This is a genomic window from Chitinophaga varians (assembly GCF_012641275.1).
Classification (GTDB): Bacteria; Bacteroidota; Bacteroidia; order Chitinophagales; family Chitinophagaceae; genus Chitinophaga; species Chitinophaga varians_A.
In genome coordinates this window covers 1,309,503-1,325,610 of sequence record NZ_JABAIA010000003.1, presented here as the reverse complement: position 1 = coordinate 1,325,610, position 16,108 = coordinate 1,309,503, and the positions used below count along the sequence as shown (strand labels likewise).

The 16,108-nt window shown below is 50.1% G+C and carries 13 protein-coding genes; 6 read left to right on the top strand and 7 right to left on the bottom strand.

The window, feature by feature from the left end; all coding sequences use genetic code 11:
- The first annotated feature begins 91 nt into the window (after window positions 1-91).
- The gene (locus tag HGH92_RS27935) at window positions 92-901 is read left to right on the top strand and encodes a helix-turn-helix transcriptional regulator (protein ID WP_168874105.1); all 810 of its coding nucleotides are present in this window, start codon (window positions 92-94) and stop codon (window positions 899-901) included.
- Between the two features lie 74 nt (window positions 902-975).
- Window positions 976-2,523 (top strand): S10 family peptidase, encoded by a 1,548-nt coding sequence (locus HGH92_RS27930; protein ID WP_168874104.1) that lies wholly within the window; start codon window positions 976-978, stop codon window positions 2,521-2,523.
- Between the two features lie 74 nt (window positions 2,524-2,597).
- On the opposite strand, the gene HGH92_RS27925 is transcribed toward HGH92_RS27930, so the two are convergent.
- Together HGH92_RS27925 and HGH92_RS27920 are read right to left on the bottom strand one after the other, a co-directional pair.
- Window positions 2,598-3,290: a GNAT family N-acetyltransferase gene (locus HGH92_RS27925; RefSeq protein WP_168874103.1), complete on the bottom strand. Its 693-nt coding sequence runs from the start codon at window positions 3,288-3,290 to the stop codon at window positions 2,598-2,600.
- 116 nt (window positions 3,291-3,406) lie between these two features.
- The gene (locus tag HGH92_RS27920) at window positions 3,407-6,577 is read right to left on the bottom strand and encodes a carboxypeptidase regulatory-like domain-containing protein (RefSeq protein WP_168874102.1); all 3,171 of its coding nucleotides are present in this window, start codon (window positions 6,575-6,577) and stop codon (window positions 3,407-3,409) included.
- Window positions 6,578-7,002: 425 nt separating this feature from the next.
- Here HGH92_RS27920 and HGH92_RS27915 point away from each other — a divergent pair, with 425 nt between their 5' ends.
- Together HGH92_RS27915 and HGH92_RS27910 are read left to right on the top strand one after the other, a co-directional pair.
- Window positions 7,003-8,760 carry a hybrid sensor histidine kinase/response regulator gene (locus HGH92_RS27915; protein ID WP_168874101.1) on the top strand — a complete coding sequence of 586 codons (1,758 nt, stop codon included), beginning with the start codon at window positions 7,003-7,005 and terminating at the stop codon, window positions 8,758-8,760.
- 157 nt (window positions 8,761-8,917) lie between these two features.
- Window positions 8,918-10,246 carry a PQQ-dependent sugar dehydrogenase gene (locus tag HGH92_RS27910; protein ID WP_247655059.1) on the top strand — a complete coding sequence of 443 codons (1,329 nt, stop codon included), beginning with the start codon at window positions 8,918-8,920 and terminating at the stop codon, window positions 10,244-10,246.
- A 74-nt stretch (window positions 10,247-10,320) separates the two neighbouring features.
- Here HGH92_RS27910 and HGH92_RS27905 read toward each other — a convergent pair whose 3' ends face one another.
- The 3 genes from HGH92_RS27905 to HGH92_RS27895 all read right to left on the bottom strand — a co-directional run bounded on the left by HGH92_RS27905 (window position 10,321) and on the right by HGH92_RS27895 (window position 12,866).
- The gene (locus HGH92_RS27905) at window positions 10,321-11,301 is read right to left on the bottom strand and encodes a hypothetical protein (protein WP_168874100.1); all 981 of its coding nucleotides are present in this window, start codon (window positions 11,299-11,301) and stop codon (window positions 10,321-10,323) included.
- Between the two features lie 54 nt (window positions 11,302-11,355).
- On the bottom strand, window positions 11,356-11,931 hold the full coding sequence (locus HGH92_RS27900; protein ID WP_168874099.1) for a DUF417 family protein: 576 nt from the start codon (window positions 11,929-11,931) through the stop codon (window positions 11,356-11,358).
- 74 nt (window positions 11,932-12,005) lie between these two features.
- Window positions 12,006-12,866 carry a helix-turn-helix domain-containing protein gene (locus HGH92_RS27895; RefSeq protein WP_168874098.1) on the bottom strand — a complete coding sequence of 287 codons (861 nt, stop codon included), beginning with the start codon at window positions 12,864-12,866 and terminating at the stop codon, window positions 12,006-12,008.
- A gap of 157 nt (window positions 12,867-13,023) precedes the next feature.
- On the opposite strand from HGH92_RS27895, the gene HGH92_RS27890 reads away from it, so the two are divergent.
- Window positions 13,024-13,473, top strand: coding sequence for a carboxymuconolactone decarboxylase family protein (locus HGH92_RS27890; RefSeq protein ID WP_168874097.1), 450 nt, complete (start codon window positions 13,024-13,026; stop codon window positions 13,471-13,473).
- Window positions 13,474-13,528: 55 nt separating this feature from the next.
- Here HGH92_RS27890 and HGH92_RS27885 read toward each other — a convergent pair whose 3' ends face one another.
- Window positions 13,529-13,912, bottom strand: a complete 384-nt coding sequence (locus tag HGH92_RS27885; RefSeq protein ID WP_168874096.1) for a hypothetical protein — start codon at window positions 13,910-13,912, stop codon at window positions 13,529-13,531.
- Between the two features lies 1 nt (window position 13,913).
- A complete protein-coding gene (locus tag HGH92_RS27880) occupies window positions 13,914-14,117 on the bottom strand; it encodes a hypothetical protein (RefSeq protein ID WP_168874095.1) in 204 nt (67 codons plus the stop codon).
- 248 nt (window positions 14,118-14,365) lie between these two features.
- Between HGH92_RS27880 and HGH92_RS27875 the strand changes: the two genes are divergently transcribed.
- On the top strand, window positions 14,366-16,108 hold the full coding sequence (locus HGH92_RS27875; protein ID WP_168874094.1) for a hypothetical protein: 1,743 nt from the start codon (window positions 14,366-14,368) through the stop codon (window positions 16,106-16,108).

Here is a 16,108-nt window from a genome sequence, read left to right as displayed (position 1 = left end):
GACATATTGATTCTGATGAAGTTGCAAAGTTCAATTCATCCTGGTTAAATTATTTGTTATAAATTGCCATTAATTTGCTAAATCCGGCCAAATGGAAGAATTTAAACCCGAACTGATCATCGAGCAAGTGGACAGGATACCGGAATCCGCCTACATATGGCACTGGAAAACGGAGCATCACTTTCCCTTCCATAAACATAACAAAGGACAACTCACCTATGTTGAGGGGGGCGTCGCTTTTTTATATACCAGAGACAAGACCTATTTCCTGCCGGCAAGACATTACATGTGGGTGCCTGCGGGCGTGGAGCACTATTTTGCGCACCGCTATCCGGCCAACTTTGTCCGCACGATCTACTTCTTTAAGGATGAAGACGACGAGCAGGTGCCGTTTTACCGTCAGACGGGCATCTATCCGGTGAATACGTTGCTGCTGGAGATGATACTGTACACGGCCAAATGGGACAAAGACGTGTTGCCCGGTTCCAACGGTTATCGTTTTGTAAAGGCTATTAAGAACATCCTGCCGGACATCAGTACTTCTCCGTTGCCGATCAACCTGCCGACTACTGATAACAAGCGGCTGCAGCCTGTATTGCGGCATATCAACGAGAACCTGGGCGAGCCGCTGACGCTTGAATCCATCAGCACTGAGTTTAACATCAGCGAACGTACGCTGACTCGGCTTTTCCGGTCTACTATGGACATCTCTTTTTTTCAGTACCTGAAACTGGCCAGGATGATCAAAGCTATGGGTTACCTGCTGGAGACAGAAAAGACCATCAGTGAAATAGCCTGGGATACCGGCTACAACAGCGTGTCCGCATTCAGCAATACTTTCTTTAAACTGGTGGGCAAACGTCCGTCCGACTTCCAGCTAAAGGAAACAGGAAAGGGATGACCGGTTTGGATTTCCCGATATTTGGTTATAAATAGCAGCCTACAACAGCTTATCACCAAATATCTGATCTAATTATGAGCGTATTCAACAAGGCCTGGATGCCTTTATTTGTGGCTGGTCTCACCAGTCTGTCATCCGCAGTACAGGCCCAACAGGCGCCGCCATCCGGCAAACCGGCGCCTAAAGCAGACATCACCGGCGCCAACCCGACATTATCCCTCAGTGCGGACACTGCTGTCACCAGTTATCATGATGTTACCGTTAAAGGGCAGAAGATCCCCTATAAAGCCATTGCCGGCACACAGCCGGTATGGGACCAGGACGGCAAAACCGTCGCCGGGCTTTTTTACACCTATTATGAAAGGACCGATGTAAAAGACCGGGCTTCCCGTCCGCTGGTCATCTCCTTCAATGGTGGCCCCGGCACGCCCTCTGTATGGATGCAGATCGCGTATACCGGTCCCCGTCTGTTGAATATTGATGATGAAGGATATCCCGTACAGCCTTACGGCATACGTGAAAACCCACAGTCTATTCTCGACATTGCGGACATCGTTTACATCGATCCTGCCAACACCGGCTATTCCCGGATTAATAAAGACGCGCCACGCGACAAATTTTTCGGCACCAACGCTGACATAAAATACCTCGCAGAGTGGATCAACACGTTCGTTTCCCGCCACAACCGCTGGGCATCGCCGAAGTACCTCATCGGGGAAAGTTATGGCACCACCCGGGTGTCCGGTCTGGCGTTGGAACTGCAAAACGCGCAATGGATGTACCTCAACGGCGTCATCCTGGTATCGCCAACTGATCTGGGCATAGCACGCAGCGGGCCGGTAGATGCGGCATTGTCATTGCCTTACTTTGCCGCCACCGCCTGGTACCACAAGGCACTGGGCACCGACCTTCAACAGAAAGACCTGACAGCCGTACTGCCGGAAGTAGAGAACTTCACGATCCAGGAACTGATACCTGCCATCAGCCAGGGGGGCTTCCTCGATGACCAAAAGAGAAAAGACATCGCCGCCCGCATGGCCCGCTATTCCGGCCTCTCCGAAAAAGTGATCCTGCAGCACAACCTGAATATCCCGGTAGATTTCTTCTGGAAAGAACTGCTCCGTGACCGCGGTTATACCGTAGGCCGCCTGGATTCTCGCTACCTGGGCCAGGATAAAGAAGATGCCGGCGCTTCCCCTGACTACAATGCAGAACTGACTTCCTGGCTCCATGCCTTTACACCGGCAATGAACATCTACCTGCGCGAAGAGCTGAAGTTCAGCACAGATCTCAAATACATGATGTTTGGCCCGGTACATCCGTGGGACCGCAGCAACGACCGCACCGGCGAAAACCTTCGTCAGGCGATGGCAGCGAATCCCTATCTCCATGTGATGATACAGTCAGGGTATTATGACGGCGCGTGTGATTATTTCAATGCGAAATACAGCATGTGGCAACTTGATCCGGGCGGACGGCTGAAGAACCGCTTGTCCTGGAAAGGCTACCGCAGCGGACATATGATGTACCTCCGTAAGGATGATCTGGCAACGGGCAACGAAGATATCCGGGAATTTATCCGGAAGTCGCTGCCAAAAGCCGGACAGCCGGCAAAATACTAGTGCCCGCAAAGCGTATATAAATAAAGGCCTGCCAGTATTAGCATACTGGCAGGCCTTTATTATTGTAACCCTTTTTATGATTTGATGATCTTTCTAAACACGATTTCTCCACGGGTAACGAAGCCCATATGCTCATAGAGACGAATCGCCCTTTCGTTGGCCAGCGACACATGCAGCATGGAAGTGATGCCCTCCTCGGCGTGTTGTCTGCATAGGCGGGTGATCAACTGCTGCGCATACCCTCTGCCGGTATAAGCGGGATCGGTAACAATGGCGCTTAGCTCCGTAAAGCCTGCCATACGCATCCGCTCTCCGGCCATGGCCACCAGGCGGCCTTCCTGCCGGATACCGTAATAGGAACCCAACGAAGGCGTGTCCAGATTGTAGTAGCCCGGCTGCACCCGGTTGACCAGCTCATACATTTCAGGCCTGTCGGCAGCAGTCAGCAGGCAGATTTCCACTGGTGTTTTAACCGGCAGCTCCACCATTTCCCGCAGCACCATCTGTGCGCAGGGCAGCTCCAGCACTACCTGCCAGTCGGCCGGCAGCACTGGTAATTTTCCTACCAGGAAACAATAATCCCCTTCGTTTAGCCATGGCTGTAAGTCCTCCGGCTGATACGCCGATGCGTGATCGTAGCCGATGAAGGAAAGAATGCTCCGGCGATATCTTTTTACGTGACGGGTACCTTCCGACATTGCGGCCTGCACGGTTGTCAGTGCATTCCAGACGGGGTTGTCCAGTACTTGTTCATCTGTTGCTTCCAATGTTAGCGGTATTGATTCCTTACAAAGATTCTAAAAAGCCGGGAGTTTAGCAAGGCCAAAATAAAACAGCCCGGGGTGCTTTTCCCCGGGCTGTTTTATCTTTTTTCAGGATGACATCAGAAGCCGTACCTGATACCCAGCTGTATCTGCCAAGGGTTACCGGAGGGCACTACTACACCGGAATTGACGTTTACGTCGTACTTGTAGGTGGATGAAGCAGGATCGAAGCCGCCCAATGAGTACAGGTTCTGTTTGCCCAGCACCTTGCTGGCGCCCCATGCTTTGTTGAACATATTGGCTACGTTAAAGAAATCACCGGAAAGCTCTACGAACTGTGATTTGCCGAAGTTAAATTTCTTTGCAATACGCACGTCCCACACACCGTAAAAACTATTGATACCACCGTTTCTTTCCGCTACCTTGCCGCTGCTTTTACGCAAATAGTCCTTGATACTGTTATCTACGTTGGGGTTATCGAGGATGGACTTGAGGCCGTTGCGGATAGCGGCCGGTACACCAGGATCATTCACGTCGAACACATAGGCGAGATCGTTAGAGCTTACAAAGTCCCCGTTCACATTTCCATTTACTGCGAGAGAGTAACGTGTACCGCCTATACCGGAATAGCGTACGCCCACGTTGATACCCCAGAAGCTGGGCGCAGTGCCGTAGAACACTACCTTGTGGCGGAACTGGTTGTCGGAATAGGACATAACGCTGAGGTTGCGCGGATCATCTTTCACCATCAGGGACAGTGTAGCGGTATTGGCGACGTCACCATTATAAGAGGTATTGTCCTTTGAATCGTTCCAGGTGTAGCTGAAAGAAATTTCACCATCTCTGAAATAACGGTAGGTACCGTCCACCACAAAGGCGAACTGGTTTACCTTGCCTTCGCTGTTCAATTCCAGCACACGGCCCACTTTGGTGCTTTTGCGCCCGTTCTGCCAGTCTGCATAACCATTGCCCGGGTTAATGGTATTGGCAGGCACATATACGCCCCGGTCACCTTCGTTTGCCAGACGGAAATAGGGCTGGTCCACCATGTTGCGGTCCACGTACATATAGTTGTGGCGCGCCAGCGTGGCGAAGAATGTCAGTCCCATTTTGAAACGGTCAGTAAAGAAGTGGTTATAGGAGAGGTTGGTTTTATATACCACTGGTATACGGGCATCTTTGCCGTTCATGTTAATAGTACCAATGCGGGGCAGGCCGAGTTTATCGAACAGTTCCTTACCAGGCGCAGTAGAAGGGTTTTTCCGGTATTCCACGAAATTAGGGGCAGGCACCTGGGCGCCCTGCACGTCTACGGTCAGCACCTTGGTACCGTCGAACAACATGTTGTTGATCATTGCATAGTTGTTGATATCGGAGCCAAAGATGGCCGCGCCAAAACGGAGGTAGTCGCGATGCTGCTCATTGATGTCCCAGTTGAACTGCAGGCGGGGCTGCAGCTGGAAAGTACGCAGTGAATTGTCTGTGCGCAGGCCCAGTTCCTGGTATACTGTTTCGTTGAAATTGGGCTTATTGAGATAAGTGGTATAGTCTGCACGCAGCCCGGCGATCATTTCAAAACCTTTAAACAATTCTGTCTGCATCTGAGCGTACAGCGCCGCGCTGACGATATTTTGTTTCACGCTGGGATCATCTGCCAGGGCTACTTCGCGGGCATAACGATATGGCGTCATGTTATTGAAGTTGTCCATGCCTGTAAAATAGAAGCGGCCGTTCATTTCGCTGCCATACAGGGAGTTCATGTGGCTGTACATGACATCTGCACCGAAAGTAAAGTTGGCTTTGTTGGTATTGTAATACAGGTTATTGACCAGTTGAAACACATTGTTGTAGAAGTGCTCGGGAGAATACCGTTGCCCGCCGAGCTGTATGCTGGTGAACACATCTTTGCCATTCACATTAGACTTCACCCTTTCCACAATACCGCGTGGGATGTTCTGTGCAGGCAGTTGAGCGCCGGGGGAGCTTTCTTCAAAAGTGTACAGGTGCTGTACTTTCAGCTCGTTGGTCATTTTAGGGCTGATAGTGGTACGGAGGGTGGCCAGCAGGCTGTTGTTGACCGCCTTGGCATTGGCGTACACCTCATACAGGTTGATAGCGGTGTTATCATCGCGGCCCAGCGGAGCGCGGTCATTGACATAGTTGTCGCGAATAGTCAGGAGGTTGCGTTCATTCAGCTGCCAGTCGATGCGGGCAAAGGCGGCGTCGGTACCTCTCTTTTTGTTGAAGGAGCCGAACTGCGGCGTTTCTGCCACGCCGTATTTGCCACGGGCAATCTGAAGGAAATTATCCAGTGTGGATTGTGTGACGTTCAGTCGTTTTTCGTCTTCCGGTGTTTTAATATCAGCCAGCTGCAGCGGGCGGGCATCAGCCTGATGGTCCCATGCAATGAAGAAGTGAGCTTTATTGCGGATGATAGGGCCACCGAGAGAAAAGCCGTACTGGTAGGTGGAGAAGTCGTTCTGCCGTTTATTACCACGGATATCATTAGGGCTTGATAATTTATCGTGCCGCATGAAGGCGAAAGCGCTTCCTGAGAATGTGTTGGTACCGGATTTGGTCACCGTGCTGATGGTACCTCCGCCGCTGCGGCCATAGGTCACATCGTACTGGTTGGTCACCACTTTAAATTCCCGGATCGCTTCCATGGAGATGGCGTAAGGGCCGCCTATCCTGGTGTTGGTGCCACTGCTGGAGGTCGGGTTCTTGGCAGAAGTACCGTCAATTGTAATGTTTGTTGACGACCCTAACTGACCGGCGAGATTGTTACCGCTGCTGAGGGGCGACAGATCGATCAGCGAGGTGAAGTTACGGCCGTTTACCGGCAGCCGGGCGATGTCCTTTGCAGAGACCGTAGTGGCGGCGCCGAAGTTCTCCGTTTTGTTTTTGAGGCCGGAGCCTACCACTTTTATTTCCTGCATGCTTACCGCGGCCGATTGCAGCGCAATATTGACCCTTACCACGTCGCCCTGGTTAAGCGCGTAGCCGGTACGTTTCTGTTCCTGGAAGCCCAGCGAGGTCACGTTGACCGTGTAAGGGCCGCCCAGCGGCATTTCCCGGAAAGTAAACTCTCCTTTGGCATTGGTAATGGTACGGCTGGTAAAACCGGTGGATTCATTGCGGACCACTACCGAAGCGCCGGGCACCGGTTGTTTGTTTTCGTCCGTGATCATCCCCAGTATAGACGCCTGTGTGGTCTGTGCTACCGATGGCTGTAGGAAAAGGCATGTCAGTAAAGACAAAAGAAAAAGAAAGTGACAGATAGGTTTCATATGGTTTTGAACTTTTCAAGTGGGCGAAAATATAGCTGGTATTATGAAAATCAAATTCCGGGGCCGATTCATAACGTAAAATTCACATTGACCCACTGCGGCCCGCTTTCTATTTTGGTTGAATACAGAACAGAAAAATAATAAATAAAAACTAAAAAAGAAAACAAAATAAAACAATTCGAAATCATTTAGTCATTTAACTGTTTAATTATTTAAATGATTAAATGGCTAAATAATTTACCGCCTGCTGTTTTACCTCTCTCCTGCTTTCCTATTTTTAAGGTGATTTTTAACACATTGCGTTTACAACAGATCATTGAACCAAAGCCCGACAGAACATGCTTATGAAGCGCTGATAGCGCATAATAACAACGAACATGAAAACACCTCAAATGACTATTGAAAATCTTATTTAATGCTGTCACATGTACACATCAACCCAACCCCGCCTCCTAAAGTCCTTAAGAGCGCCGCTGTTCGCCGGTACGGCAGGCCTTACCAGTCAGGAAGAAAGAAGACCTGTTATCCTCGCCAATGCGTTGGCCCTTATTGTTACGATAATGGTGCTGATTATCGGTTCTTACTTTTATGTACTGCATCCTACGCCTTTTATCCTGGCGCCCGTGTTAATGGAAGCCACCGGATTCATGTCGGTGGTGCTGCTTAATCATTTCCGGCAGTACTTCAGGGCCAGCCTGGTCATGTTGCTGATACATGGCATCTTTGCGGTATACTGGAGCTGTTTACTGGAAGACGCCATTCCGACGGACCTGGTGATCGCTTTCCTTGCCGTGATCGTCTTCCATCTTTGCAATACGTTCTTCCTGAACAGGGAACGGAAAGTACTGGTGTCTACGTTGGCCATCACGCTTTCATTAATGGCACTGGTGCATATTAATCACCGTCATCCGGTGATTGTGCCGCTGGAGCTGACTGAAAAAGCGATGTATATGATGCATGTGCTGACAGCGGCCGGTTTTGTGACCATGATGGTGCTGGTGATGTCGTTTTACATTGGTAAAATACATGCCCTGCTGCAATCAGAAAGAAAACTGAAAGAAGCTTCCATGGCCAAAAGCACGTTCCTGCGGGAAACCTATCATGAACTACGGACACCCCTCAACGCTATTTATGGTATCGCCCAGCTGTTACAGTTGCGGAAGAGCGATGAAGACAGTGAAGAGCATAAAGAAATAGACGACCTCTATTCCGCCTGTTATATTGCGCGCAATATCATCAACAACGTGCTGGACATGTCGCGCATTGACGCCGGCAGGTTTAATACCGTTACCCGGGAATCGCTGGACCTCCGGGAGTGCGTGGGGCATTGCGCGGCCATCAGCCGGTATATTGCGCATTCAAGGGGCATCACTGTCCGCGAGAGCTTCGACAAACAACTCCCGGCCATCATCTACAGTGATAAGATCATTCTCACCAAAATCATCAACAACCTGTTGTCCAATGCGGTGAAATTCGCCACTGGCAACAGTACAGTGTCTGTCACCGGAGAACGTTACGGGCAACAGATCATTTTCCGGGTGATCAATGAAGGCATCATTCATCCAGAAAAAGCCAGGCATATCTTCGAAGCGTTTGTGTCCGAGCGAAACCAGATCACCGAAGCCACCGGCCTGGGTCTGTCTATCACCAAACACCTGGTCACCTTACTGGGTGGCAGGATATATATGGAACCGGACGAAATGAGCACCCATACCATCATCACCTTCACCTTACCGCTGGAGACGGCCAGGGAGAACAATACCACTTCCATCCGGCAGCATTATCGCCGGGACGTGTTTCCCGGTGCTACTGCACTGATCATTGAAGACGATCTGGTAAGCAGTGCATTGCTCAGCAAAATACTGGCCCATATGGGCATCGCGCCTATCCTCTGCCACGACGGGGCCGCAGCCCTGCAGCGTATACAGTTGGAGAAACCGGACATCGTTATCACCGATCTGCACATGTCTGGCATGGGCGGCAAAGAACTGCTACGGCAATTGCGCCGTGACAGCTTTCTGAAGGACATCCCAGTACTGGTTGTTTCGGGAGACGCTTTCGTTTCCGTAAAAGAAGAGCTGTTACAGGCAGGCGCCAGCGCCTATATTTCCAAGCCTGTGCATTTCAATGAGCTCTACCAGGCGCTGGCCGCGCACCTGCCCCGTTTCCAGACGCCGGCCTGATATTAATACAGTGATTTGTTTATTTGATTATTTGCTCACAGAGTGCTCCTCCGTGCGTCATATTTTTTTCAGCATCTTCCATTATTTTCGTACTTTTTATGGCCTTCAACGGTCACGGACATCCGAAAGTCCATTATTTTGCACTAAACACAATACTATGAAAACAGGATTATGGCCTATCCGGTCAGACAAGCGGGTTTTCAGGGCGATGGCCCTGAGCCTTTTAATGCCGTCTGCCATGCTGGTACTGCACAGCTGCAATAACAATCCGGGTACGGAAGCACCTAAAGGCCCCGCTGCCGACAATGGTAACGTTGGCCTGGAGCTGCCGCAGGGATTTGGCGCGCTTCGTTTTGCCGACAGCACCGGTAATGCCCGTCACCTGACCGTGAATAAAAACGGCGTGGTGTATGTTAAACTGGAGAACCCGGTCAACGGCAACGCCATTGTGGTGCTGAAAGATAAAAACGGCGACGGCCGTGCAGATGAACGTTCCGCGTTTGCTCCCTACGGCGGCACCGGTATCGCCATTAAAGACGGCTACCTGTATGCTTCCTCCAACACCAGCGTGTTCCGTTACAAACTGAACGACCAGCAGGAAGTAGCAGACCCGCAACATCCGGACACTATCGTCAGTGGGCTGATAGACCGCGGACAACACAATTCAAAATCCATTGCCCTGGACAATAACGGTAACCTATATGTGAATATCGGGGCACCTTCCAATATATGCCAGGAAAAAGACCGTACCAAAGGTTCCCCGGGCATGCAGCCATGCCCCCTGCTGGATTCTGCCGGCGGTATCTGGGTGTTCAAGGCCAATGAACTGAACCAGGGATATCATAACGGCAAACGGTACGCTACCGGCCTTCGCAACGTGGTGGGCCTCGACTGGAACAGCCAGGCCAATGCGCTTTTTGTAATGCAGCACGGCCGTGACAACCTGCACGACTTTTTCCCTGAACTGTACGACGCCAAACAATCAGCCGAGCTGCCCGCCGAAACCATGTACAAACTGCATGACGGCTCCAACTGCGGCTGGCCGTACATTTACTACGACCATATACAGCAGAAAAAAATCGTTTGTCCTGAATATGGTGGCGATGGTAAAAAAGCTGTCACTGACAAATATGACGATCCGGTTGCCACTTTCCCGGGCCACCTCGCTCCTAACGCGCTGCTGTTCTATACCGGCAACATGTTCCCTGAGCGTTATAAAAACGGAGCGTTCATCGCGTTCCACGGTTCCTGGAACAGGGCCCCTGAACCACAACAGGGCTTCTTTGTGGCTTTTGTGCCTTTTAAAGACGGAGCACCTTCCGGCAAATGGGAAGTATTCGCCAAAGGTTTCGCCGGCAAAGAAAACATTGCCGCGCCCGGTGATGCGCTCCACCGTCCCTGTGGTCTCGCGCAAGGCCCCGATGGCTCCCTGTACGTGTCTGACGACAAGATGGGCACCATCTACCGCATTGTCTACAAACAATAACAGTGTATACAGCCACAATAAAAAAGCAGCTCCACGGAGCTGCTTTTCTTATTAATATAATTCAATCACTATCGTCAGCGGGTCAGTAAAGCTACTTTCCGGTCTTTCGTGATAACAGCCACGGCTTTTGTTTCCCGGTTATACGAAATCTGTGGCGCTTCTATGTGATGAATGATAGAAGATACCTGAGGGTTGACAAGAAATTCCTCCAGCTGGTCCACCACCTCACCGGTGCGGTAATTGATAATACGCGGACAGCCGGCCAGGTCCCAGGTATACGTATTATCTATGGGAAAAATATTACCAAAGATCCCTTTGACGGTGACAGGTGCTGACAACGCGTCTGTTTCCAGGTCCCAGACCACCAGTTGGCCTGGTTGCAGCGCCTCCGCATTTTCAGCTTCTTCGTCCATCAGTTCTCCGTCCCCGATGGCGCCGATCAGTACCTCATGGTTACTGATGAAGCCTGCCACGCCTACTTCTGCATCAACATCCGGACTTTTCTTAACCTGGTCCAGCAACTTAGGGTCCTGCAGGCATGCTTCGATATTAAAGGCCACCACCATATCCCAGGGATGCCATACCCAGCCTTTACTGATGAGCCACTTGTTATCCGTGCTTACCTCGAGGCGGGAATAAAAATAGTCCTGCGGCTCGCGGCCTTCCACGCGGGTGATCACCTCTCCTGTTTCCACATCTTCAAAGTCCAGCTGGCAGTAGGCCTGCGGGCAATGGGCCAGGTAGGTCCTGCCGTTGGGCGCCACAAAAAACGCTGCCGGATATTCGTATACCTCTGCCTGATAGTATGACCGGTTAACTTCCCGAAGCATTTTGCCGTTTTTCAGCAGCAGCCCTTTGGTGCCCTGCTTAGTAAAAATCAGTGCATATTGTCCGTCCGCTGAAGTGATGGCTGCATCGAAATTATAAGCGTAATGTATTTGTTGGGCAGGCCATTCGCCGTCGCCATGTATTTTTGTGCTTGTGGCCCAGTCTACGAGATCATTTCCCCGCCAGGATATCGTTTTGGTGTGAACGTCTGTTATTTGGAGTTGCATAGGTAGTTACTTTTTTGTAGCCGGTAAAGATATTAAAAAACGCGCAGGGACACACTACTTTATGCCTTTACGCTGAAGATAAATACCGGCAGACTCACTCATGGTGACCAGCGCCCCTCCCATGATCATCACATCTTTGATCACCAGTCTGCCGCGGCCGGAAAGATAAGGGAATCCCCATTGATGGTCTGTCAGGTGTGGCACCCAGGATTCCGGTGTGGTGACCAGGAAAGACAAAGTACCTACTGTCATGATAAACACCAGTGCGCTGCCCACCACACTGGCCAGCGGCGCCATGCGGTATATGGCCACCAGCACTGCCAACGTGATCAGGAAAACGCCGAGGCCGCGGGAGAAGCCGTATGTATTGTTGTTTTCATGCCAGGTATGGTTCACCTCAATCAGTTCCCCTTCCTTGTTCATGTGTGTCTTATACTCGCCGGGGTTATTGTAAAAGAAGGACATAAAAGGACTGTTGGCCACAAAGGGAACAATGCCGTCTGCCTCGTAGGTAGAAAATTTTAAGGCGCCTATCCAGACAAACACGATGACGATTCCCCAGCGTACGACTTTTTTTCCCAATTGATCAAGGTTGGCAATGGCCTGCAGGACTTTGTTCATGGCTTTCATTTGTTCGTTTTTTAAAGATGAATGACGATACAAATGTAGAACGGGCATCAGCGCCGGGCCATGGAGGGAAAAGGCTATTGCATGGACAAATCTGCCACGATAGATATGCCTGTCCGCTGGCGGAACGTCTGCGGCGATACGCCGGTATTTTTCTTAAAGAAGCGACTGAAATAGAACTCATCATCAAACCGCAGCGCGTAGGCGATTTCTTTGATGCTCTTGCGTGTCAGGTGCAGTTGTTTCTTGGCTTCCAGTACCAGGCGGTCCTGGATCAGGCGGGAAGGTGATTTACCAAAATAGCGGTTGCATTTTTTTGTGAAGTGGTTCGGGGAAATAGCCAGTAGTTCAGCATAGTCGGCCGGTTTGTGCAAGGTAAGGTAATGTTGGTCCAGCAACACGCGGAAACGTTCCATCTGATCGTCCGGCTGCGGTCCGTCCGGTGTTATTACCTGCGTTTTCTGCCGGATAGCACTGGACTTGGCCAGCAACAATTGCAGATACGCTTTGAGCACCATATCAGAAGGCGCCTCTTGTTTAAACTCTGCTTCCAGCTGGGTGATCAATTGAAAAAAGCCCAGGGATTCATCTTTGGACAACTGTATAAAAGGCTGCTGATAGATATTATTAAATAGCGATCCATTACAGGCTACTTCCGCGCGGTGATGTTCAATACAATAAAAATCGCCGTGGAAGCGCAGCTGGAAATAAGGCAGGTCCGTGTCTGCCTCGAGGCGCAACAGCTGAAACGGGGTGGCAAACAACAGTACCGGTCCGTTGAAGGCCGTCACGGAAAAATCGGCATGAAATATCCCGCTGCCTGCGGGAACAAATAAAACAACATATTCCGCAAATTGTACCGGCTGTGACCATGCGGCTGACGCCTCCTGTTGCAGACCGAAAAGCAACTCCTGTGTATCCGTGTGTACCGCTTTCATTTACTGGTTTTAATCACTCGCCAAAATCCATCTAACAAATTTAAAGACAATCTATTTTAAATAAAATTAAAAAATATTTAAAAATGATGTCCTAAATGGAAATATCAGGTTGTCATCTTATCAAAACAAATATTAATCAAAATTAAAACGATACAAAATGGAAGCAAGAATTTCTTTCGGAGATGTTAAAAAAGGATTTGCAGACGGACTGTTTAAAACAGGCGCTTATCTCCGTCAGGGGCTGGACCAGAAGCTGCATGAACTGATCAACACCCGTATGTCCCAGATCAATGGTTGTGCTTATTGCCTGGACATGCACTTTAAAGATGCTACTCACATTGGGGAAACTGCACAAAGGTTATATTCTCTGCCGGCATGGCGTGAGACGCCTTATTACAGTGAAGCAGAAAGAGCTGCATTAGCCTTTGCAGAAGCGCTGAACGCCAATCACATGGATGATGAAACTTATGATGAACTGGCCAAACATTTCAGTAAAGAAGAAATTGCCGATATCGCGTTGTCAGTAGCGATGATTGGCACCTGGAACAAATTAAACATTGCTTTCAGGACAGTGCCTGGCGGCTACGCTGTGGGCCAACACGGCTAATTTGATGATCGCGCAGTTCCTTGTTCCTACGGGCAGCAGCAAGGAACTGCGATCATTACCTATATCCTTCACCGTTAGTGCCATGCAACGCCACAGGCCAGTGCTGCCAGCCATAGTACCCTGCGGCGCCGGCGAAATACGCCGCTACGTCCAGCCAGTCGCCCGTATAACGGGGTGAATAACGGGGCATTATCCATTCAAACACCACAGCCACATAACAGGCAATAAACAGGACATATCCGAGCGGCAGCAAATAATCGCTGCGCTTCACTATCCAACGTTGGACCACTACCAGGCATGCCTGCGCTATCAGTGGCACCACGATGAGGTCTGTCAGGTGACCGTTCAGCCAAGGTAACGGGTGACCGCTCCATCGGGCGAGATGGACCATCAGCCATGACAAACCGCTGATACCTAATATGTAAAACAGCCGTTTCATGTTACAGCGCAAATGACACCGCAATGGCCAGCAGGGCTGTTACCACGCCTGCTACTCCCAAAAAAGCCGCAAAACCGACCTGTTTCATTGCTTTTTTTATACCGGAATCTTCCGGTTTGATCGGCAATACACTGTCTCTCAACCTTTGAATAAAAGACTTTTTGTCTTCTTCCTCTTCGTTGTTCGTGGTGGTATATTCGGTCATAACTTTAAATTTAGGCCAAATGTACTATTTTTTAAGATAACCACCATGATTTTCGTGTCCATTCTTTTCCGCTGGATTTTCATGCTATTATTTTTCAGGGACATTTCGTAAGGCATACCGGGATTTTTCCCGTTGTTCAAAAATGTTATTCATTTTCCATTGCCATCCCCTGAAAATACCTTTATTTTAAGTTTTCGTCCCTTTAACTGTCGCGGCAAAATTTCTATCTGTGAACTACAACCCAAAATATGAAGGGACTACTCATTATTGCCATTACATTAACCATTACATCCGGGCGTTTATTCGCCTACAACTACGGAGAGCACAAACTGATCGGCGACGCGGCGTTTTTGCGTTTTTTAAAGTCATTACCGGAGAATAACAAAGCACAGCTGCTGCGTTACCTGGACATACGGTCTGACGATCAGGGCCGTTATTATTTCGGCACTTTTTCCGGTCCTGACCAAAGCCGCATCTCTTATGGCGTTCTGAACGGCCTCAGCGGCGACCATGAACGCAACCCCATGTTACTGGAAGAGCAGCTGCATTACCAGCATTCCGTTATGGAGCGGATCATCAAGCTGCATGATCAATACATTGCTATGGGCTACACCGCTGCCCCTGATGGTAAACTGTCCAAGCTGGACTTCAGTTATGCCCTCAAAGCCGCCCTCAACCTTTCACACTTTTATGAATACCGTAAAGGGTTCCGGGAACAGTTGCGGTACTTCAGCAAAGCCTCTGTCCGTCTCTGTGAAAAACCGGTGCTGGTGGACAGTATTTTTAAAAGGCTGGGACGCACTAACGCCATCAACATGTATGTAACACTCCATGTACTGGCGATAGACCTGGCAGAACAAAGCGGACAGCTGTCCGGGAAAAATGACGACGCCTCCAGGCAAATGTTTTTTTATGCCATGCTCTTTAACGCTTTCGCCGACCATTTCCTGGAAGATGCGTTCTCCTCGGGCCACCTGGTAGTGAACCGCACCATTTTTGAATCCGTCACCAACAACAAATCGTTGCATGACTTCTATTCGGCCAATGGCTGCACCGTGGTAAACCGTAAAGGCCAGATATGGTACGCCTATGGTGACGGGCAGTTCAATAACCCACATCACAGCTGGCAGAAGAACACCACGCTCGGGGCCATACACTACGAAACCTTTACGCCGGAAGCCGAACGGATCATTCACGCCGTCACCCTGTCTCTACAAGACCTCAGCGATGCTTTTCAAAGAGGCTCGGCAGACAAAGGCTTCACCGCTTTTCTGGATAAGATCCCTGACAACCGCGCCGATCAACCGCTTTATCTCATCTTTCATATCCCCAGCCTGGCTTGGGTCCCCATTCCTTACCGTTCCGATATGGACGCGCTGTTTGAAAACCGCGGCACTATTACCGCCGCCATGCGGCAAGCCAATGCACCGTTACGTTACCGCGACTTCGTACGCGCCCGCGTAGGCAACTCCCTTTCCATAGGACTTGTCAGCGGCACAGCCTCCGCAGACCATTATATGCTGGGGCCTGAAATACGGATCAACGCAGGCAACTTCCTTAAACATTTTGATTATAACAGTGACGGTGGTAAAAAAGGTCTGATGGACTACTGGCTCGGCTATACGGTTTCCGGCAGTTTCGCCAACCTGAAGGACAAGGATGCAGAGCAGCCCACCAGGTCTGCACAACAGGTCAGGGTTGGTATTAAGGGCAACTTCGACTATTGGGTAAGCAACAAACGGTTCATCGGGCTGTACACTTATGCAGAAACCGGCGCACAGTTCACCCGCAGCCGTACCACCTTTATTTTCGTGCCTTCCATCGGCATACAGTTATCGTCTTTGTTGAACATCAATGTGGAAAATATGAAAAGCTGGGCACGTATCCCGCTTCAGTACCTGCTGCCATTGAAGCTGCGATATGGCGCCGTTTATTCAGGACATGAAGTGCCCCGGTACTTTACGTCCGCAGACATCGATATCCTGCTATAA

Excerpts from the sequence above, each read along its gene's own strand:
- HGH92_RS27935 (WP_168874105.1), top strand. The coding sequence starts at position 92 with ATGGAAGAATTTAAACCCGAACTGATCATCGAGCAAGTGGACAGGATA.
- HGH92_RS27930 (WP_168874104.1), top strand. The coding sequence starts at position 976 with ATGAGCGTATTCAACAAGGCCTGGATGCCTTTATTTGTGGCTGGTCTC.
- HGH92_RS27920 (WP_168874102.1), bottom strand. The coding sequence starts at position 6,577 with ATGAAACCTATCTGTCACTTTCTTTTTCTTTTGTCTTTACTGACATGC.
- HGH92_RS27915 (WP_168874101.1), top strand. The coding sequence starts at position 7,003 with ATGTACACATCAACCCAACCCCGCCTCCTAAAGTCCTTAAGAGCGCCG.
- HGH92_RS27910 (WP_247655059.1), top strand. The coding sequence starts at position 8,918 with ATGAAAACAGGATTATGGCCTATCCGGTCAGACAAGCGGGTTTTCAGG.
- HGH92_RS27905 (WP_168874100.1), bottom strand. The coding sequence starts at position 11,301 with ATGCAACTCCAAATAACAGACGTTCACACCAAAACGATATCCTGGCGG.
- HGH92_RS27900 (WP_168874099.1), bottom strand. The coding sequence starts at position 11,931 with ATGAAAGCCATGAACAAAGTCCTGCAGGCCATTGCCAACCTTGATCAA.
- HGH92_RS27895 (WP_168874098.1), bottom strand. The coding sequence starts at position 12,866 with ATGAAAGCGGTACACACGGATACACAGGAGTTGCTTTTCGGTCTGCAA.
- HGH92_RS27890 (WP_168874097.1), top strand. The coding sequence starts at position 13,024 with ATGGAAGCAAGAATTTCTTTCGGAGATGTTAAAAAAGGATTTGCAGAC.
- HGH92_RS27885 (WP_168874096.1), bottom strand. The coding sequence starts at position 13,912 with ATGAAACGGCTGTTTTACATATTAGGTATCAGCGGTTTGTCATGGCTG.
- HGH92_RS27880 (WP_168874095.1), bottom strand. The coding sequence starts at position 14,117 with ATGACCGAATATACCACCACGAACAACGAAGAGGAAGAAGACAAAAAG.
- HGH92_RS27875 (WP_168874094.1), top strand. The coding sequence starts at position 14,366 with ATGAAGGGACTACTCATTATTGCCATTACATTAACCATTACATCCGGG.